Genomic DNA, 18,408 nt, shown 5'->3' on the forward strand with positions numbered 1-18,408 from the left:
CATTGAGGTGCGGTCCAAAAATAAAACCAGCTGCATAGCAGTTGGCCTTTTGTATTTTCAGCACGAGCGTTTCTCAGGAACAGCGAAGCTAATCCTGGTTCATTGAGGTGCGGTCCAAAAATAAAACCAGCTGCATAGCAGTTGGCCTTTTGTATTTTCAGTGCGAGCCTTTCTCATGAACAGCGCAGCTAATCCTGGTGAGGCTACTTTTTAACATTTAAAGGAACCCAATTAATATTAAAATAATTGATTTACAGTATTTTACGTTTTTTTTGAATTCAAATGAATTCATTTGAAACCATTCATTAGAGTTCACAAATCGTCAACATTTTTATAAATGTGTTGTGTCTTGATGCTGTTTATTTCCAAGCTTTAGGATAAACGATTTACAGGTGATTTGACTTTCGTCCTTAATTAAGTTTATCCTGAATTTTGAAAATTTTCTTCGGAACCATAAACCCAGACACTATCAGCAGCAAATTGGCAACAACGCGGTGATGAAACATATACAGCGGTTGCGCAAGATGATCAGCCTTGCGTATCATATGGAATGGATCGAAAAGGACCCCTTTATTAAATTCAAACAAAAATTAACCCTAAGCACAGGGAGTTCCTTACCGCTTTAGAATTGGAACGGATCGAAGGACTATACATTGATTCCGTGCGCCTAAATACGGTAAGGGATTTGTTCGTATTTAGCATTGCGTCATAGCTTTGCAACCCATTTGTTAGATAAAGGAACAGATTTGCAAAAGATCCAGTTTCTTTTAGGTCATAACTCAAGTAAAACAACGGAGATTTCCTTCAGGGATATAGATGATTTGCTATCTTAGCTATAAGTGATATATAGTGCATAATGTACTATATCCCATTGTTGTGTTTAATTTTAGGATACAACCTGCAAATAATTATAGATGATTTGGAAAAGTAGCCTTCAGAAAGAAATTGAAATTTTACGATCTTATGGATTCATGATTTAAATAATGGTAATGATGGTAAATATTCTGATTTTAATATCGCATTTCCCAACTATGAAAACTGGAAAATTTCTGATTTCACCGGTTTGTTCTCCTATTTTTATGAGTAAATTGTAAGAAATAAAAAAAAATGAATGAAAACGTTATTTTAAAAAAAATCCAAAAATTGAATTCCAACTTCTTGATAATGGATTTGAATTATTTGATGGGCAAACAAAGCGAAATACCGGCTTTTACTCTTACAATGATTTACAATCCATTGAATTAAATAATGTTTGGTTTCCTAGACTAGCCAAATGGTTAAGAATTATTACATGGGTATTAAATGGAGTTCCATATTTTCCAGATGCAGAATCTTATAAAAAAGCTAACTTCATTATTCATTTTAGAAAAACGAAGCTTGGCATATGGTTGACCGATTCTTATATGGCTGATAAAGCAAAAAGGCTAAAGGAGTTATTAGACGAAAAAACTAAACACAACACGGTGTAAAAATAATAGCCGGGAAATTAAGTGTTCTGACGGTTTTAGCCCGCTTCAAAATTGTAACGGTTTGAAAGGTGATTAACCCGCAATCGGCTGCTATTTTTACACTTAACGTTACCTGCAAGTCTATTGTCAAAAGTACATACATTAGGCAAATACAGCAGAGTGACTAATTAACAACAATTAAAACAAACAATATGAACAACTCAAACAACTCCTCAACAGTACTTGTAGCAGGCGCTACAGGGTTTTTAGGCAATGAAATTTGTCGTCAATTGATAGCAAAAAATAAGAATGTAAAAGGTTTAGTACGTATCACATCAGATTCAAACAAAGTAGCTCAATTAAAGGAATTAGGTGTTGAAATTGTAGAAGGCGATTTGAAAGATAAGCCTTCATTAGAAAATGCTTTGTATGGAGTTTCAGCAATTATTTCCACCGTTTCATCGACGCTATCAAGGCAGGAAGGAGATTCCATTCAATCAGTTGATTATGAAGGACAAATTAATTTAATTAATGCGACTATTGCTGCGGGTGTTAGTCAATTTGTTTATGTTTCATTTTGTGGAATGCCGGGTCAGTTTCCTTTACAAACCGCTAAACGTAAAGTGGAAAATCATCTTACCGAAAGTGGCTTGAACTATACAATTTTGCAACCGACCTATTTTATGGAAGTATGGCTCAGTCCAGCACTGGGTTTTGATTTTCCCAATACGAAAGCCAATATTTATGGAGAAGGAAAGAACAAGATTTCCTGGATTGCTATAAAAGATGTAGCGTCATTCGCTGTTGCTGCATTAGACAACCCTGCTGCTAAGAATGCAGTTATTGAGCTCGGTGGACCGAAAGCATTAAGTCCGCTTGAAGTAGTGAATATTTTTGAGATAACCAAAGAGAAAAAGTTTGAGCTTCAATTTGTACCAGAAGAAGCAATCACAGCACAAAGAGACGAAGCTCAGGACCCATTGAGTGAATCCTTTGCCGCATTAACACTGGGAGTTGCGAAGGGAAGTGAAATTGATATGAAAAATACGCTAGATGATTTTCCAATTCATTTGACCTCTGTAAATGATTATGCTAGAAGGTGAGTGTATATTTAGTTGATGAGTAGAGATAGAATCATAAGGCTATGCAGGTAACACTGTATATAGCAAATATGGCATTCGAGGTATCATGGAAGTTCAGTGCTATTTATAAACACCGCCAAATCGTTGATTTGGCTTTTAAGATTGAATAAGTTAAAATCAAAATACAACCTTTTGGCTCAGTGCAATCTCGAAAGTCTATCACTTTCTACTGCCCTACTTGCCATATACTAATCGTTGTGTACAACTAAATGAAATTATGAAATCAATTTTAATAGTATTCTTTGCCTCAATATTATTTAATAGCTGTAAAAATAGGCCTGCAGATCAGATTAAATCTGACAACTTCGAATTAGTAGAATTAGGCGATGGAATTTACGGTTGCATCCACAAATTTGGAGGAAAAGCCATTTGCAACGTAGGTATTGTTGATAATGGAAAAGAAACTTTAATCTTTGACAGCTTTCTCTCTCCTGATGTAACAGAAGAATTATTGAATGCTGTAAAGGAAATGGGCTTATCACCAGTAAAATATGTGGTTAATAGCCACTTTCACAATGACCATATTCGAGGCAATCAGGTCTTTTCGAAAGATGTAAAAATAATTAGTACTAGAAGGACGAAGGAGCTCATTGAAGAAGAAGAGCCTTTACAAATTGCATATGAAAAAGAAAATGCACCAGCACGCCTATTTTATTATGATTCCCTGTATAATTCATTTGTTGGAGACAAGCAATCGAGAGAATATAAACAGATTCTTATGTGGAGGCCATATTATGAGACCCTGTCAAATAGCCATATAGAAGTTAAAACTCAATTACCCAATTTGTTCGTAGATAGTTTATTGAATTTAAATGGTCCTAATCGAAAAATCCAATTAATTTCGAAAGGAGAAGGTCATACCCCAAGCGATCTGATTATGTATTTACCAGATGACCGTATCTTATTTACAGGTGATCTCATATTCAATAAATGCCATCCCTATGTAGCACATGGAAACATTTCGAAATGGAAAGCATGGCTTGATTTTATGAACTCACTTGAAGTTTCCAACTTAATGCCAGGTCACGGACAAATTGGACCTAAAGAACTTATTGATAAAATGAAGGATTACTTATTGGACCTTGAGTCCTCGGCTGAGGATCTAGTCAAAAACAATGTGCCCTTAGAAAAGCCTGAAAATTTCTTAATTCCCGATAAATATAAAGACTGGTGGTTTGATCGGTTTTATGAATATAATTTGAGATTTGCATTTGAATCATTGAACACAAAAAAAACGAAATGACGCTGTACACAACAATGTATATAAGCCATTATCTCCGTCGCATGGGCTGTGGAGATCAAAGAAAACGGCTCATATACTTGACCGTTAACGATTATTTATGAAAACTTGGAAAAAAAATAGCCTCCTAACAACAGTAATAATACTTGCACTTCTTACAAGCACAACCTATATATTCAATATATCTGTTTCGATACCGTCATTCGATATTGAATTTTCACCTGGTCAAACCATTAGCAAAATTAACGCTGAATATAAAAGTGAAAGACCGAAGAACATAATTATTTTCATAGCAGATGGTATGGGCTTTGGTCATTTATCTCTGGCCTTACAAACTCAGCAATCGGAAAATATAACTTCAGTCTGGCAGGCTTTTGATGTTAAGGGGTGGCACGATGCAAGATCTGCATATGGTCCGCTTACAGATTCAGAGGCTTCAGCAACTGCCATTGCTACTGGAAAGTCAACAAATTTTGGTCACATTGGTATCGATACAGATGAAAATCCTTTAAAAAATATCTTTGAAGTAGCCTCGGACATGGGATTTACTACCGGTATTGTAACTGACTCTTACATATGGGATGGAACACCAGCAGCTTTTTCGGTTCATACCAGAAATGAAGATGACACAAGAGAGATAATGACACAAATTGCAGCAAGTGAATTGGATTTGATTTTTGGCGAACTAGAAGACATTGGTGAAGGTGATGTTCCAGAAAAAGAGGAATCCATCAATATATTGAGTAAGCGATTTCAGCTCCTCGACAAATTTTTGAAACTTCCGGATGGTAATAACTTTTCAAAACCTGTAGCTGCTATTTTTGACGAAGATGAAGTACAGGATTTAAGTTCCTCTCCCAATTTGCCCCAACTTACAGAAGTAGCATTAGAATATATGTCATCTCAAAATAACTCATTCGTATTGCTAGTGGAAAGTGAAGAAATGGATGCAGCTTCTCATAAGAATGACTCGAAAAGAGTTATAAATGGTTTAAAATCTATTCAACAAACACTTTCTCTCGTTCTGAATTTTACTAAAACACATGGAGAAACATTGGTTGTATTCACCTCAGACCATGAAACAGGAGGTATTGCAACAGTTGCTGATTTCGACAATTACCCGAATATGCAAATTAGATGGTCAACGAAAAATCATACCGCTGCTGTTGTACCACTTTTCGCCAAAGGTCCAGGTGCAGAATATTTTGCTGATATACATCGTAACTGGGAAATTGGAAACCTGCTTAAAGAGATAATCTCGCAAGATATTGAATTGAATGAATGAATGTAAAAATTGTGCTTAACCCATTAAACAAATGAACAATCGCTAACAACATATATAAGCTATTATCTCCGTCGCCTGGGCTGTGGAGATCAAAGAAAACGGCTCATATACGGGACCGTTGTACCTCATTAAAAAAACCAGAAAAATATGAATTTCAAAATTCAAGCATTAAAAAATCAAGAATTTGAACTTCTTTTCCAGTTATCCGATTTTGAGTTGGAAAAATTGGGAATAAAACGAATGATTGTTGATGAAAATCCTGGATATCCTTGTAGAGTTAGTTTGGAAGATGCCAAAATTGGAGAAGAAGTGATTTTGGTGCCTTACGATTTTCATAAAACTAATTCTCCTTACCAGTCGCGAGGACCAATTTTTGTGCGAAAAGGAATCGTTACCAGAGTGTTTGAAAACAACGAGATACCAATAATGCTAAATCACAGACTTTTATCTTATCGAGGTTATGATAAATATGGATTTATGAAAGAAGCTGTAACCGAAAAAGGAGAAAATCTAAAAAGTGTGATCGAAAATATTTTCAAGAATACAGAAATTGAATATATACATATTCACAACGCAAGTCCAGGGTGTTACAATTGCGAAGTGCGAAAAGTTGAGTAAAAAAGAGGTACAACAACTTGTATAGCCTATGCTATAGTTTAAACACAAAAATTCATTAATTTTCAGAATAATAAATTTTCGTGTTACTAGGCATTGCGTATTTAACAGCGCAGGCCATACACGAGACCGTTGTATTGAATATAAAAAGCTAATAACATGCAAGCCGCAAAAAAAGGGTTTTCCATATTAACATTTTTGTTGCTCAGTGCTATTCTATTCGCTCAAAACAATGAAAAAGTAATTATTGGAGACATCATAAGATTAAACTCAAAGGTATTGAGCGAAGAACGAGTTGTTCATATTTATTTGCCGGAATCCTATCATGAATCTACTTTTAAATATCCTGTTCTATATCTACTTGATGCAGAATGGGATTTTCACCATACTACTGGAACCATTGAATTCTTGTCAGGAACAGGAAGAATACCTGAATTAATTGTAGTTGGTATCGTCAATACCAATAGAAGCAGAGATCTGACACCAGAAGCTCCTAATGATACTGAAAGTCAGCAATTCTGGGGAGAAATAGGCGGAGCAGTTAACTTTGAATCTTTCATTCAAAAAGAGTTGATTCCTTTTATTGATGCAAACTACAGAACTTTAGATTATAACATATTACGGGGACAATCTTTTGGCGGTCTTTTTGGAATATTTGATCTTTTTCAAACTGATAACAACTTTAATGCATATATCCTTACCAGCCCCTCTGTTCGTTGGAATGAGAACCAGTTCTTTAAACAGATTGAACAATTAGATTTCTTACAATACCAGAATACAAAACTATATCTTGGTGATGCCGAATTCGACTGGAGTGATGATAATGGGATCAAAGAATTTTCTAATTTATGGGCCGAATACAATTCGAATCCATCTAATTTCCATTATGAACTCTACGAAGGTGAAAGTCACTCTTCCTTAGTATTTGATGCGACCAATGATGCCCTAAAATTTATTTATCAAAACTGGAAAGTTCCTGACTCGCTACTGAATAGTCCCGATTTAGAAAGTTTAAAGAAGTATTATTCCAAATTGACTACTGAGTTCGGGTATGAGGTTAAGATTCCCATGGATCAGGTGATAAGACTAGCCAATAATCAACTTAGGAATAAGAATTATGAAGAAGGAATTGAAATCGCTAAAAAGAATATTGAATTATACCCTGAACAACCCCAAACATATTGGCATGTAGGAGATGCTTATACTTTAGCTGGCAGGAAGAAAGAAGCATTAAGATATTTTGAACAGGCTTTAGAAAAAGCAATTGCTCTAAATGTTAGGGATATTGAAGATTACAAGGAATCAGTAAAAAGTGCAAAGAAAAAATAATACTCAATACAACAATGTATATGAAATCATAGCCGCCTAACGGCAGGCTACGCTTCATATACTAACCGTTGTGTGCAATTTTTGCACACCAGAGGTTTTATTTCGTCATTACTAAAAACTTAAGTTTTATGAAGCCAATACTGAATTACCTAAAAATTATTTTTTTCATTGCTCTAAACTTTAATCTTCAAGCTCAAGAATTAGAAAAAAAAGTTGACTCATATTTAGCACCATTAGTAAGTTCAGGAGATTTTTATGGTACTGTTCTATTTGCCAAAGAAGGAAATATTGAACTGGTTAAAGGTTACGGGTTTGCTAATCTTGAGCATCGTGTCGAAAATACATCTGAAACTATTTTTCATATCGCTTCGGTAAATAAACCTATTACCGCTGTAGGCGTGATGAATTTACATGAAAATGGAATGCTAAACATTGATGACACTGTCGCTAAACATTTAAATGATTACCCAAAAGGTGATAGTATCACAATAAAACAACTACTTTCTCAGACGTCAGGAATTCCATCCTATAATAGTTTTCCCGATTACGGTGAATATTCAAAAAGAGAAAATTCTTTAAAAAATGTCGTGGATTGGTTTAAAGATGAAGACCTGTTATTCGAACCAGGCTCAAAATATGGTTACAGCAACTCTAATTTTGTTTTATTGGCTTATATCATAGAAAATGTTTCAGGTATGACTTACCAGAATTTCATGGAGAATAACATTTTTGAACCTTTAGATATGAATAATACAAAACCTTTCAGTTATGATGAGATCATTGAAAATAGAGCTGAAGGATATGACCCAGCAAATACAGCATCAGGTTTAAAGAAAACAGGGTTTTATAATAATTCCATCAAAATCGGAAGTGGCGCATTGTACTCTACTGTTGGTGACTTATTAAAACTTGATCAGGCATTGTATACAGAGGATATTTTGAGCGAAGAAACTAAAAAGTTAATGTTTACATCGATTGGTGAAAATGAATATGGCTTGGGTTGGGGAATTTGGAAAAGATTTGACAAAAATAAACACGACCACGATGGTGCATCACCTGGCTCGGTAGCCTATTTTTCGAGATATCCAGATGAAAAAGTTACTATCATCTTTTTGGGAAATATCAATACAGGTGCATTTAACCGAATGAAATACAATTTGGCCGCTATTTATTTTAACAAAGAATACGAAATTCCAGAGCCAAAAAAATATATATTCCTTGATGAAGATTCATTAAAACAGTATGAAGGTAGATTTGAATTTGAAAATGGAAGCTTTTTTGACCTTAAAGTGAAAGAAGGAGCTCTTCGGTTTTTATGGCGTGGACGTGGAGAATTAGGATACTTACTCTCACCGCTGGGAGATGGAAAGTTTTACATGCGGGCACGAGGTGATCAGATCGAATTTAAACCCAATGGCAGTGGAACAGATGTTTATTATACTGAGCGCTCTGGAACAAGCAAGCTAAAGAGAGTGCAATAAAATAGACTGTAAGATATATTATAATATTAAATCTTCTGATTATACCCGATAAATTCGTTACCATCGTTATTAATCCAAATCATTTTTTCAATTTCTCCTAAAGAATTTTGTTCAAATTTTATTTTTGCATACAACACCCTACTAAAAAGAGAATTATCTTCCAACGGAATTAATTCTGAATATGAACCTTCATTGGCACGTGCGTGCAATACACCATTAAAGTTTTCAATATGAACCACGAAATTAGAACCAAATGAATAACTGCCAACATAGGAATTAATAGGTTTTTCATAAGTTTTAGCTGGCAAGACCGTTTTAGCCGATGTTTTGTAATCTCTATTAAAAACTAATAATGCCAGATCTCTCCTTAAAAAGTCTGATACTCCTGTCTGGACATTTCCCAATATTAAAATCGTCACATCATCTTTTACATAATGCAGATAGTCAGCTATATAACCACTGACTCTTCCATCGTGACCAAATACTTGCTTATCTAAAAAATTATATATCGATATACCGTAACCATATGCATTACCATAATTATTAAAAAACTTTTCAAAGCTTTTTGGAGATAAAAAAGACCTATTCTTGAGCATATCGATCCATATAAACATATCGCTCAGATTAGAATAAATTGAGCCTGATCCTTTAAATAATTGGTTATTAACATGTATAGTGTTTTCAAAGTCGCTATAACCTTTGGGCTCATATCCATAAGCCAAATTATTAATAATTTCATTTTCATTGGTATGCCCAGTTGCATTCATGTTTAAAGGTTCAAAAAGTTCATTTCTCAAAAATTCTTCATAAGAACGCTTACTAACTTTTTCAATGATATCAGCCAAAATTAAATAGCCTCCATTGGAATAGCTATAGGACTCTCCTGATTTAAATTTTAAATCTTTCTTCAATATTTCTTTTACTAATTCATGCGAGCTTGATTTTTTGCAAGACAAGGAATTAAAGCCCTTAACTTCGTAGATATCAATTAGACCTGATTGATGCGTCAAAAGATGCTCAATAGTCGTTTTATTTAATTGAACAACCTCAGGATAGAATTTAGTTAGAGCATCATTTGTTTTTAATAATCCCCTTTCCTCAAGTAATAGTATGGCTATCGCAGTAAATTGTTTTGAAACGGATCCAATTTTAAATTTTGTATTAAAGTTATTATCTATATTGAATTCTTTATTAGCCTCACCAAAACAATTGGAGTATAATATAGAAACCCCTTTTTTTATGGCAATACAACCAGAAAAATCTCCAGATTTTACGTAGCTATTAACATACTTATCTACTTTCATTTTTAACGCGACACTACTAGATAAATCGTCGTTCTGTGCAAATGAGTTTATTATCAAACTAAATGAAACAAACAGTATTTTAGTTAACGACTTCATTTTAAATCTTTGATTTTTTTATTGCAATAGGACCATTTTCAGTTGATAGAAAAAGCAATGCTCCTCCTCCATTTATTTTTGCAGTACTAATAATGGCCTCTTTTGAATATTTCTTTTTATTCAAATTAGCTATTTTTTGGCTAGATTCAATTTTAAAATCTGATTCGATGTAACCATTTTTACGAGATATCAACCTTAATTCCCGCCTACAATTCTCAGGTAATTCAATCGTTACACCACCATTCATTGTAATTAAAGACACAGGCTTATTCTTATTAAGGTGTTTAAAATTGGCCACAATTTCTCCGTTGGTAGCATTCACAATTGCATATTCACCAATTCGATCCAATTTTACAGATCCATTGAGACTATTGATTTCAACACCATTATTAAAATTATCAACAAAAATTTCTCCACCTCTAATAAGCTTTATTTCTAGAAGTATGTCTTCAGGAATTTTTAGGTCAAGATTTATTGATTCGAAACCGCTAGGTAAGCGAGTCTCAATATAAAGTATCTTGTTTTTTTCTTCAATGCTCACATAATTAATAACATCGTCTACCCTTTTTGTAATATTTGAATTATTAGTGTGCGTTACGCCCAAAGTAAATTCTTTTTCATTTCCTGAAAAAGTTCCAACCGCATTAATGTTTCCCCAGTATGAAGTTACATGGATACGCTCTACATGCTTATAAACGGACAAGTCTATCTGGCTAAAAGTATTTTGATAATAAACCACTGATAGTATTGATAAAATGTATTTTATTGTTTTCATAATTATTCGTTTTTTTATTTATTACTGAATTGATAGTATCTCATCTGCTTTCTGCCTTACTGTTATATCCAAGCCTTTTCGTTCACTCAACGCAAGTAATTCTTCTTCATATTCAACATGGTTTGAATTCTCAACTATATTTAATAAAGCCATGAGGACTGTTGGTGTAGTTTCTACCTCCAAAGCATTAAAGAATTCTTTGTCTAATTTTGACTCATAATTAGAAAGAAGATCTAATATTGTAACCTTGATATTAGGGTTATTCTCATTTTTAATTTCATTCTTTAACCAATTGATATCATTAGAACTTAATTGTTCCTGATTTAGGTTATAGATAAAACCCAGTTTATCTGTGTTAGTTTTTAATTTTTGATAATCCGATTCAAAACTTCTATCTCTAATGAAAATAAAAAAGACTATTAATATACTTGCAGCTGCGGCGAAATAAGGCCATATTCTTCGGACACTACGTTGTTTCTTACTAGTTTTCTTTACAATCCGTCTCTTGAATTCTTCATCAATATTAGTTTCAACCTTTTTCAATGGAATATCTTTTAAATCCGAAAGTAATTGCCTCAGTTCTTTAGCCTCTTCCTTGAAATGTTCATTATCAATAGCTTTTTTTGAAACACCATCGATATAGTCCATCATTTCCTTATCAAATTGATCTTCATTCATATTCCAGAATTTTTTAATAGTTTCTTTAACTTCTTTAATGCTCTGCATACTAAAATTCTAGCATTATTAACACTAATATTCTCGTTACCAGATATTTCTTCATAGCTCATTTCCAGCAAATAATACATATTAATAATACTCCTTTCTCTTGCATTTAGTTGACCCATCGCACTCATTAATTGCCTGTTTCTGTATTCACCGTCATCTAAAAATTCATGATTATCGTCTAGGATTTCTAAGTTCATTTCTTCTAACGCCTTTGTTCTTTTTGACTTTTTGAAATAGTCTTTTGTAAGATTAGAAGCTATTTGATATATCCATGGGCGCGCTTTTTTTATGGGTTTATAACTACTACTATATTTATAAATCCTATCAAAAGTCTCCATGAGTAAATCGTTGCTCGCATCATAATCTCCAGTAATTCTTAAAAAAAAATTGAAAAACAATGTTTTATAACGCTCATACAAAACACCAAGACTATGGACATCACCTTTTTTCAATCTATCAAGTAATATTTCATCTGTAATTTCAGTCATATATTATATATACTTGGAAATGACATTATCATTTCACTTTTAATGTAATAAATTCATTGCTTATTATAACAAAGACTTAATTCAAGAGATAATAATTTAGATTTTTAGAAAAAGTCTAAGCTTATGATATTCAAATATTATTTCTAATTGTATAATATCAATTTAAAGAGAATCAAACTTAAGATGTGTATAGTTAATCCACCAGAGGCGGACAGGTTGCTTTGGTCGTTGCTTATTTGGAAAATTCTCCGAATTTTCCTCGGTTTCTTCACCTTTTGCTATCTTAGTTCCTAAACGCAACTAACCATACACAAAACCGTTGGCAGTAATTAGAACAAATATTTATGAAGCATTTAATACCATTGATTTTCCTTACGTTATTTACTGCAATGGCATATTCTCAGGAATTGAATCAAGTAATTCTGGATTCTATAAAAAGCAAATCTGCAGAATCACATTCTGATGCTGTAATAATCAAGCAAAATGGAAAAGTTATCTACCAGGACTATTTTGGAAAAGAAGAAGTTCCGATATACATAGCATCAGCTGGTAAATCATTGACGAGTTTAGCCATTGGAAAATTATTAGATAAAAAACTCTTGGACTCTCTTGACCAACCTATTTATACGATATATCCACAGTGGAATCAAGGAAGAAAAAAAGGAATAACAGTTAGAATGCTCCTAAACCACACTTCTGGAATACAGAATAATCCTAATGCAAGTGTAGAATTAGAACCAGCACCTGATTATAAAGTTGATAATATAATAGAACTTGCTTTGTCAGCAGAATTATCTAATGAACCCAGTGAGAAAGTAGAATATAACAATAAAGCTGTAACACTTTTGGGAGGTATTGTACAGGAATTATCAGGAAAGTCATTTGACCAGTTTTATGTAGATGAATTCTTTAAACCAATGAACATTGCCCAATATGAGTGGATAAAAGATAAATCTGGAAACCCTACAGTTCACGGGGCTTTTGTCATAAAACCATCTGATTTCCTAAAATTTGGAGAGTTAGTTCTTAATGAAGGTGTTTACAATGGAAATCAGATTATCAGTAAGGAATGGATAAAAGAATCTTTAAAACAAGGACAAGAATTTACGCCAATATGGGGTCTACTCTGGTGGCGGCTTCCAGAATATGAAAAAAGAATAATTGATGACGAAATCTGGACTTCTTGGAAAGAGACAAGTGTTGATAAAGAATTTTTGAGAAAACTGAAACCCATAAAAAATATGTTATTTGAAAATAAGAATGATTTTTACAATACATTGGAGAGTAAGTTGGGAAAAAATTGGAATCAAATTTTAAACATAGAGTTACCCGCAAATGTAAAATCAAGCAAAAGGATTTATAGCGATAATATAACTGCATATTACGCAGATGGATATAGAGGAAACTACTTGGTAATTGACCCTAAATCCAAAATAGTAGCTGTAAGATGCGCTGATTTCGAAGGATTCAATTATCAAACTGATTTCTTTTCAGAATTTGTCAGCCTTGTATCCAAATTAGGAAAATGAAACTACTGCCAACAATGTATATGAAATCATAGCTTCCTTCGTTCGCTACGCTTCATATACTCACCGTTATATGCAATTTAAAAATTCGAAATAGATGAGAAGCTTTCTGACTGTAATTTCACTAATTATCTTTTTCATAGGGAAAGCCCAGAATTCAATCTCTGATAAAAAATCGACTGAAATTGACAATTACATAGAAAATATAATGTCGGAACAAAAAATTCCGGGATTGGCTTTAGCTATTGCATATAATGGGAAAGTACTTAAAAAGCAAAACTATGGTTTATCAAGCATCGAATATAATGTTCCTGTAACGGACTCTTCAGCTTTCTGGTTGGCATCTGTTTCAAAACATTTTATTGCTACAGCTATAATGCAATTGCACGAAAAAGGTAGAATTGGTATCAATGATAAAATTCATAAATATCTAACAGATGCGCCAACAAATTGGAAAGACGTTACCATTAAACATCTTATGACCCACACTTCAGGTCTTCCTACAACTAGTAAGGCTTCAGGATGGGGTGAAAGGTCTGCAACAGGAACTTATAGCGCTGAAAAAATTTATGAGAATGCAAAAAAAGATACTTTGATGTTTAATCCTGGAGAAGATTTCCTTTACAGTGATGAAGGCATTTATTTATTAGGATATATTATCCATAAGGTAAGCGGATTATCATTCAATGATTATATGCATAAAATTATTTTTAAGCCATCTGGTATGCAATCTGCCTACATGATGGATCATTTTAAAATTCATCCTAACCAAGCTACAGGATATTCTATAAGAAATGGAGAGATTATTCCCGATAGAAATCCTTACCGTTTAATAGATACAGAACTCAATTCAGCTGGTGGAATTTATGCTACCATTGATGATATGATTAACTGGGAATCTGCAATGACCAATAATTTACTGTTAACCCAAAAGAGTAAAGATTTAATGTGGAGTACCTATAAACTCAACAATGGTCATCCAACTCATTATGGTTTTTGCTGGTATACTCAAACAACACAAAACAAAAGAATAATTTTTCACCTTGGAGTTGCTGGTACAGAATATCTGCGCTTTGTAGATGAAAAGATTAGCATTATAGTTTTAACAAATCAAACAAAATACGTAAGAGCAATCTCACATAGAATTGCTGAAATCTTAAATGTTACACCCGTGATTTCTGAAAAAGATATTAAAACAGGAACTGTTATTAGTTCAGAACCAAAAGAGAAGGATATACAAATGTTAATTGGCCAATACGAATTTGTGCCCAACGAAAACTTTTATTTAGATGGTAATTTTATGGTGGATATTATCAAAGATAGACAGGAGCTTTGGATTGAGTATCCTACAAAAAATAATTATAGGAAACGATTTAAACTAGCCAAAATGACAAACGGTCGATGGATTCAGTTATCATGGGAACCAGCTTTCGTTGAAACTAGTTTTGAAATTTTAAAGACTAACAAAGATATCTCATTCAAGGCTTATGAAGATTATGATTTGGGATATGACATTCATGTTGGAGAATTGAAAAAAGTCAACTAATACTAAAAAAGAAAAAAGCATATAACACCATGTATAATTAACCTGCCTGCCGGCAGGCAGGTTGCTGGTGAATTTTCCACTCGAAAAATCCTGCAATCAATTATCTTTAACCAAGCGAAAAAATTCAATAGAATTTTACCGCAACTAATCATACACAACACGTTAGGCGCAATGTTATTTCTAAAATTTCTTAGGGAGAAATACAGTTTAAAAAGAAGTAAATAAGTATGGTATCGAAGAAAGTTGATCAACATGGGTATGAAAAAGCAGGGGCACGGTATTGGATAGGACTAATTCTTACGTATTTCCTGATGCCATTGGTTCTTCTAATAATCGGATGGGATTTAGCCTGGTGGCAAGGATGGTTGTATTCAGTATTGTTCCTAGTAATAGGAATTGGGTCACGGGTTTTAGCCGAAAAAAGGCATCCGGGATTAATGGCAGAACGGGGTAAATTCGGAAAAGATCAAAACGTAAAACCCTGGGATAAGGTACTTGCTCCATTAATGGCAATTAGCTTATCATTTCCATTATTTATCGTAGCCGGGCTCGATCACCACTTTGGATGGTCGCCCGTGTTTCCTATATGGCTCAACATACTTGGCTTCATACTGATTATACTCGGATATGTTTTTGCTTCATGGGCAATAGTGGAGAACCGCTTCTTTTCATCCGTAACGCGGATTCAGATGGAGCGTGGGCATGTAGTATGTGACAGCGGCCCGTATAGGATTGTAAGACATCCTGGCTATGCTGGAAATATTCTAGCATTACCGGGCATTGTGCTGGCTTTAGGCTCTGTTTGGACTATCATTCCAGTGATATTAGCGCTGATCATTGCCGTGATAAGGACCGCGCTGGAAGATAAAACTTTACAAGTAGAATTGTCAGGGTATCGGGATTATGTGCGTCGTGTGCGTTATCGGTTGATTCCAGGTGTCTTCTGAGGAACATAATTCCGTGATGCAATTTGGCGGAGGTTGTTATATTCCATTGATGGAAATGACACAGCGCCTAACAATAAATATACGTAAGCTGCGGGGTTACAGGTTAATTAAACTTTTATACATTTAATCAAAAATAGTAACCGTTTGATAAGTTGGTGGCTTCAAATGCCTAGCCTCCGCATATTATCAACGTTAACTACAATTTAGAGATAGAAATATGAAAAAAAATATGCCTGGCTTATTCATAGTAATTCTAAGTACCATCAACATCTTATACACTTTGAGTCTATTCTTTAATTACAGCTATGATTTAATTACCATTGGTTATATGATTGGAGGTACAATAATTTCAATATTTTTCATATTCTTAATTATAAAGAATAATAAGTTTGGATATTGGGGAATAATCCTATTTTATGGAGTACAGATCATTGGGACAACACTGGTTTTTCAAAATTATAGATTTGGACCAGGCATAATACTTAGTCAATCACTCGAAAATATTATTTCTGACTCTACGCTGGAAATAAATTTTACAGCTTTAATACCGTTTATTCTTGGTATTGCCGGATTGAAAAAATTAAAAAAAATAAAGTAGTTAACAATGTATAAACGGCATTAAAACGGTCGTTTATAATTGCCGTTGTGTGCAATTTAAGAGATAAACAATCTATATTGTAATTTTAAACAATACTAACTAATTAAAACACAATATGAAAATGCTCAATAAAATCAAACACCAGCATTTTGGAATCATTTTATTAGTGCTTTTTACAATTGCCTGTAAAACTGATAAAAAACAAAATGTTCAAACAGAAACTGAAAAAAAAGAAAACAACATTATTGAAGTGATTACCAGAAGTATGGATTTCCAGACAGCAGACACCTTAAAATCTGGATGGAATACCTTTGCTTATAAAAACCTGTCAGGTGAAGTACATTTTTTCATAATGGATAAATTACCTTCTGACTCCATTGTTGAGAGCGACATTAAGGACCATTTGTTGCCTCCGTTTGATGATGGTATGAAGTATTTAATTGAAGGGAAAGCAGATAGTGCAATGGCGGCATTTGGTAAAATACCTGCTTGGTTTAATGAAGTAAAACGATATGGTGGTACTGGATTAATATCGCCAGGTAAAACAGCGGTCTCAAGTATCAATCTGGAACCTGGCAAGTATATGATGGAGTGTTACGTAAAGGCTATCAATGGCGAATGGCATACATCACATGGTATGTGGAAGTTTATAACCGTAGTTGATGAAACTACAAATTTTTCTCCGGATGAAGCCGATCATACTATCAGTGTATCAAGTACGGATGGATATACTTTTGATACGCAACCTAAATCAGGAATAAACAGATTTAAAGTAGAGTTTATTGATCAAGTTCCTCATGAGCATTTTAATGGTCATGATGTTAATTTAATTAAATATGACGCTTCAGCAAACATTGATTCTTTAGTATACTGGATGAATTGGATGAATCCCACTGGATTAAGGACACCTACACCAAAAGGCTTTACTTTTTTGGGCGGAATGAATAATTGTGAAGCCGGCGAAATAGGTTATTTTGAAGTAGATTTAGAGTCTGGCAACTATCTTTTAATTTCCGAAACACCAAAAGCAGATGAAAAAGGTATGCTAAAAACTTTTGTTGTAAATGATAAATAAAAAAACTGCACACAACAATTGCTATGAGTAATCCACCAGAGGCGGACAGGTTGCTTGTTCTGGCCTACTTCTGAAAATCCTCACGGATTTTCAGCTTGGTGTGTACCTGCCTGCCGGCAGGCAGGCTTGCAAGGTTAAGTGCTAAACCATGCAACTACTCATAGCCGAGACCGTTGTGTGTCATTTAAAAATCAAAAATGTGAAAATATTTGTTTCAATATTAATATTACTCCTTTCCTACTCTTGTGCAGATAAAAAAACATCTGAACTAGATTTTCTAATAGGAACATGGAAAAGAGACAATAAAGAACAGTTTGAAGTTTGGGAGAAAAATAATTCCTCTAATTTAACTGGATATTCCTATAGAATCAAAGACAACCAAAAAGCTATTACTGAAACATTGGTAATAAAAAAAATAGGTGATCAATTCGTATATGAAGCCACAGTTCCAGACCAAAATGATGGGAGAACCGTTCAATTTATTCTAAATACTGGAACAGACTCACTTTTTTCATTTGAGAATGATAATCATGATTTCCCTAAGAAGATTCAGTACAAAAGGATAAATGACAATCAACTTAAAGTGATTGTTTTAGGGGATGATGATACTGGCTTTTCATATATTCAAATTAAACAATAAATAAACCAAACGCCACACAACAACGTGTATAATCCATTGCTCTAGTTGATTAAGACAAAGAAAATTTCCTACCTTTAATCATGTACGATTCCTACTCGGAAAAATCTTCGAATTTTTACTCGCAACGGAATCATACACGAAAACGTT

The 18,408-nt window shown here is 33.7% G+C and carries 17 protein-coding genes and 1 pseudogene; 14 read left to right on the top strand and 4 right to left on the bottom strand.

The window, feature by feature from the left end; all coding sequences use genetic code 11:
- The first annotated feature begins 425 nt into the window (after positions 1-425).
- From Q0X77_RS13600 to Q0X77_RS13635, 8 genes and pseudogenes are all read left to right on the top strand, one after another.
- Positions 426-626 (top strand): phage integrase SAM-like domain-containing protein, encoded by a 201-nt coding sequence (locus Q0X77_RS13600; RefSeq protein WP_297798282.1) that lies wholly within the window; start codon positions 426-428, stop codon positions 624-626.
- Positions 627-701: 75 nt separating this feature from the next.
- Positions 702-833, top strand: a pseudogene (locus Q0X77_RS13605) (tyrosine-type recombinase/integrase); the annotation flags it as partial.
- A gap of 827 nt (positions 834-1,660) precedes the next feature.
- Positions 1,661-2,551, top strand: a complete 891-nt coding sequence (locus Q0X77_RS13610; RefSeq protein ID WP_297798261.1) for an SDR family oxidoreductase — start codon at positions 1,661-1,663, stop codon at positions 2,549-2,551.
- A gap of 256 nt (positions 2,552-2,807) precedes the next feature.
- Positions 2,808-3,833, top strand: a complete 1,026-nt coding sequence (locus Q0X77_RS13615) for an MBL fold metallo-hydrolase (RefSeq protein WP_297798262.1) — start codon at positions 2,808-2,810, stop codon at positions 3,831-3,833.
- A gap of 97 nt (positions 3,834-3,930) precedes the next feature.
- Positions 3,931-5,115 carry an alkaline phosphatase gene (locus Q0X77_RS13620; protein WP_297798264.1) on the top strand — a complete coding sequence of 395 codons (1,185 nt, stop codon included), beginning with the start codon at positions 3,931-3,933 and terminating at the stop codon, positions 5,113-5,115.
- A 147-nt stretch (positions 5,116-5,262) separates the two neighbouring features.
- Entirely contained in the window at positions 5,263-5,733 is a 471-nt protein-coding gene (locus Q0X77_RS13625) for a DUF1203 domain-containing protein (RefSeq protein ID WP_297798265.1), read from the top strand.
- 156 nt (positions 5,734-5,889) lie between these two features.
- Positions 5,890-7,059, top strand: coding sequence for an alpha/beta hydrolase-fold protein (locus Q0X77_RS13630; RefSeq protein WP_297798266.1), 1,170 nt, complete (start codon positions 5,890-5,892; stop codon positions 7,057-7,059).
- 128 nt (positions 7,060-7,187) lie between these two features.
- On the top strand, positions 7,188-8,540 hold the full coding sequence (locus Q0X77_RS13635; protein ID WP_297798267.1) for a serine hydrolase: 1,353 nt from the start codon (positions 7,188-7,190) through the stop codon (positions 8,538-8,540).
- 26 nt (positions 8,541-8,566) lie between these two features.
- Here the strand turns inward: Q0X77_RS13635 and Q0X77_RS13640 are convergent, their stop codons facing one another.
- The 4 genes from Q0X77_RS13640 to Q0X77_RS13655 all read right to left on the bottom strand — a co-directional run bounded on the left by Q0X77_RS13640 (position 8,567) and on the right by Q0X77_RS13655 (position 11,929).
- Positions 8,567-9,844: a serine hydrolase gene (locus Q0X77_RS13640; protein ID WP_297798269.1), complete on the bottom strand. Its 1,278-nt coding sequence runs from the start codon at positions 9,842-9,844 to the stop codon at positions 8,567-8,569.
- 97 nt (positions 9,845-9,941) lie between these two features.
- Complete coding sequence (locus Q0X77_RS13645; protein WP_297798271.1) at positions 9,942-10,715, bottom strand: hypothetical protein; 774 nt, start codon at positions 10,713-10,715, stop codon at positions 9,942-9,944.
- Between the two features lie 21 nt (positions 10,716-10,736).
- The gene (locus Q0X77_RS13650) at positions 10,737-11,441 is read right to left on the bottom strand and encodes a hypothetical protein (RefSeq protein WP_297798273.1); all 705 of its coding nucleotides are present in this window, start codon (positions 11,439-11,441) and stop codon (positions 10,737-10,739) included.
- Complete coding sequence (locus tag Q0X77_RS13655; protein ID WP_297798275.1) at positions 11,390-11,929, bottom strand: RNA polymerase sigma factor; 540 nt, start codon at positions 11,927-11,929, stop codon at positions 11,390-11,392. Before Q0X77_RS13655 ends, Q0X77_RS13650 begins: the two co-directional genes overlap by 52 nt.
- A 344-nt stretch (positions 11,930-12,273) precedes the next feature.
- On the opposite strand from Q0X77_RS13655, the gene Q0X77_RS13660 reads away from it, so the two are divergent.
- The 6 genes from Q0X77_RS13660 (at position 12,274) to Q0X77_RS13685 (ending at position 18,261) form a co-directional block, all read left to right on the top strand.
- Positions 12,274-13,458: a serine hydrolase gene (locus Q0X77_RS13660; protein ID WP_297798276.1), complete on the top strand. Its 1,185-nt coding sequence runs from the start codon at positions 12,274-12,276 to the stop codon at positions 13,456-13,458.
- A 94-nt stretch (positions 13,459-13,552) separates the two neighbouring features.
- A complete protein-coding gene (locus tag Q0X77_RS13665) occupies positions 13,553-15,001 on the top strand; it encodes a serine hydrolase (protein WP_297798277.1) in 1,449 nt (482 codons plus the stop codon).
- 227 nt (positions 15,002-15,228) lie between these two features.
- A complete protein-coding gene (locus Q0X77_RS13670; protein WP_297798278.1) occupies positions 15,229-15,948 on the top strand; it encodes an isoprenylcysteine carboxylmethyltransferase family protein in 720 nt (239 codons plus the stop codon).
- Positions 15,949-16,165: 217 nt separating this feature from the next.
- The gene (locus tag Q0X77_RS13675) at positions 16,166-16,546 is read left to right on the top strand and encodes a hypothetical protein (RefSeq protein WP_297798279.1); all 381 of its coding nucleotides are present in this window, start codon (positions 16,166-16,168) and stop codon (positions 16,544-16,546) included.
- Between the two features lie 115 nt (positions 16,547-16,661).
- Positions 16,662-17,621, top strand: coding sequence for a hypothetical protein (locus Q0X77_RS13680; protein WP_297798280.1), 960 nt, complete (start codon positions 16,662-16,664; stop codon positions 17,619-17,621).
- Between the two features lie 148 nt (positions 17,622-17,769).
- On the top strand, positions 17,770-18,261 hold the full coding sequence (locus tag Q0X77_RS13685) for a DUF6265 family protein (RefSeq protein WP_297798281.1): 492 nt from the start codon (positions 17,770-17,772) through the stop codon (positions 18,259-18,261).
- Positions 18,262-18,408 lie beyond the last annotated feature (147 nt).

Origin of the sequence: uncultured Eudoraea sp. (assembly GCF_947258925.1) — a bacterium.
Taxonomy (GTDB): Bacteria; Bacteroidota; Bacteroidia; order Flavobacteriales; family Flavobacteriaceae; genus Eudoraea.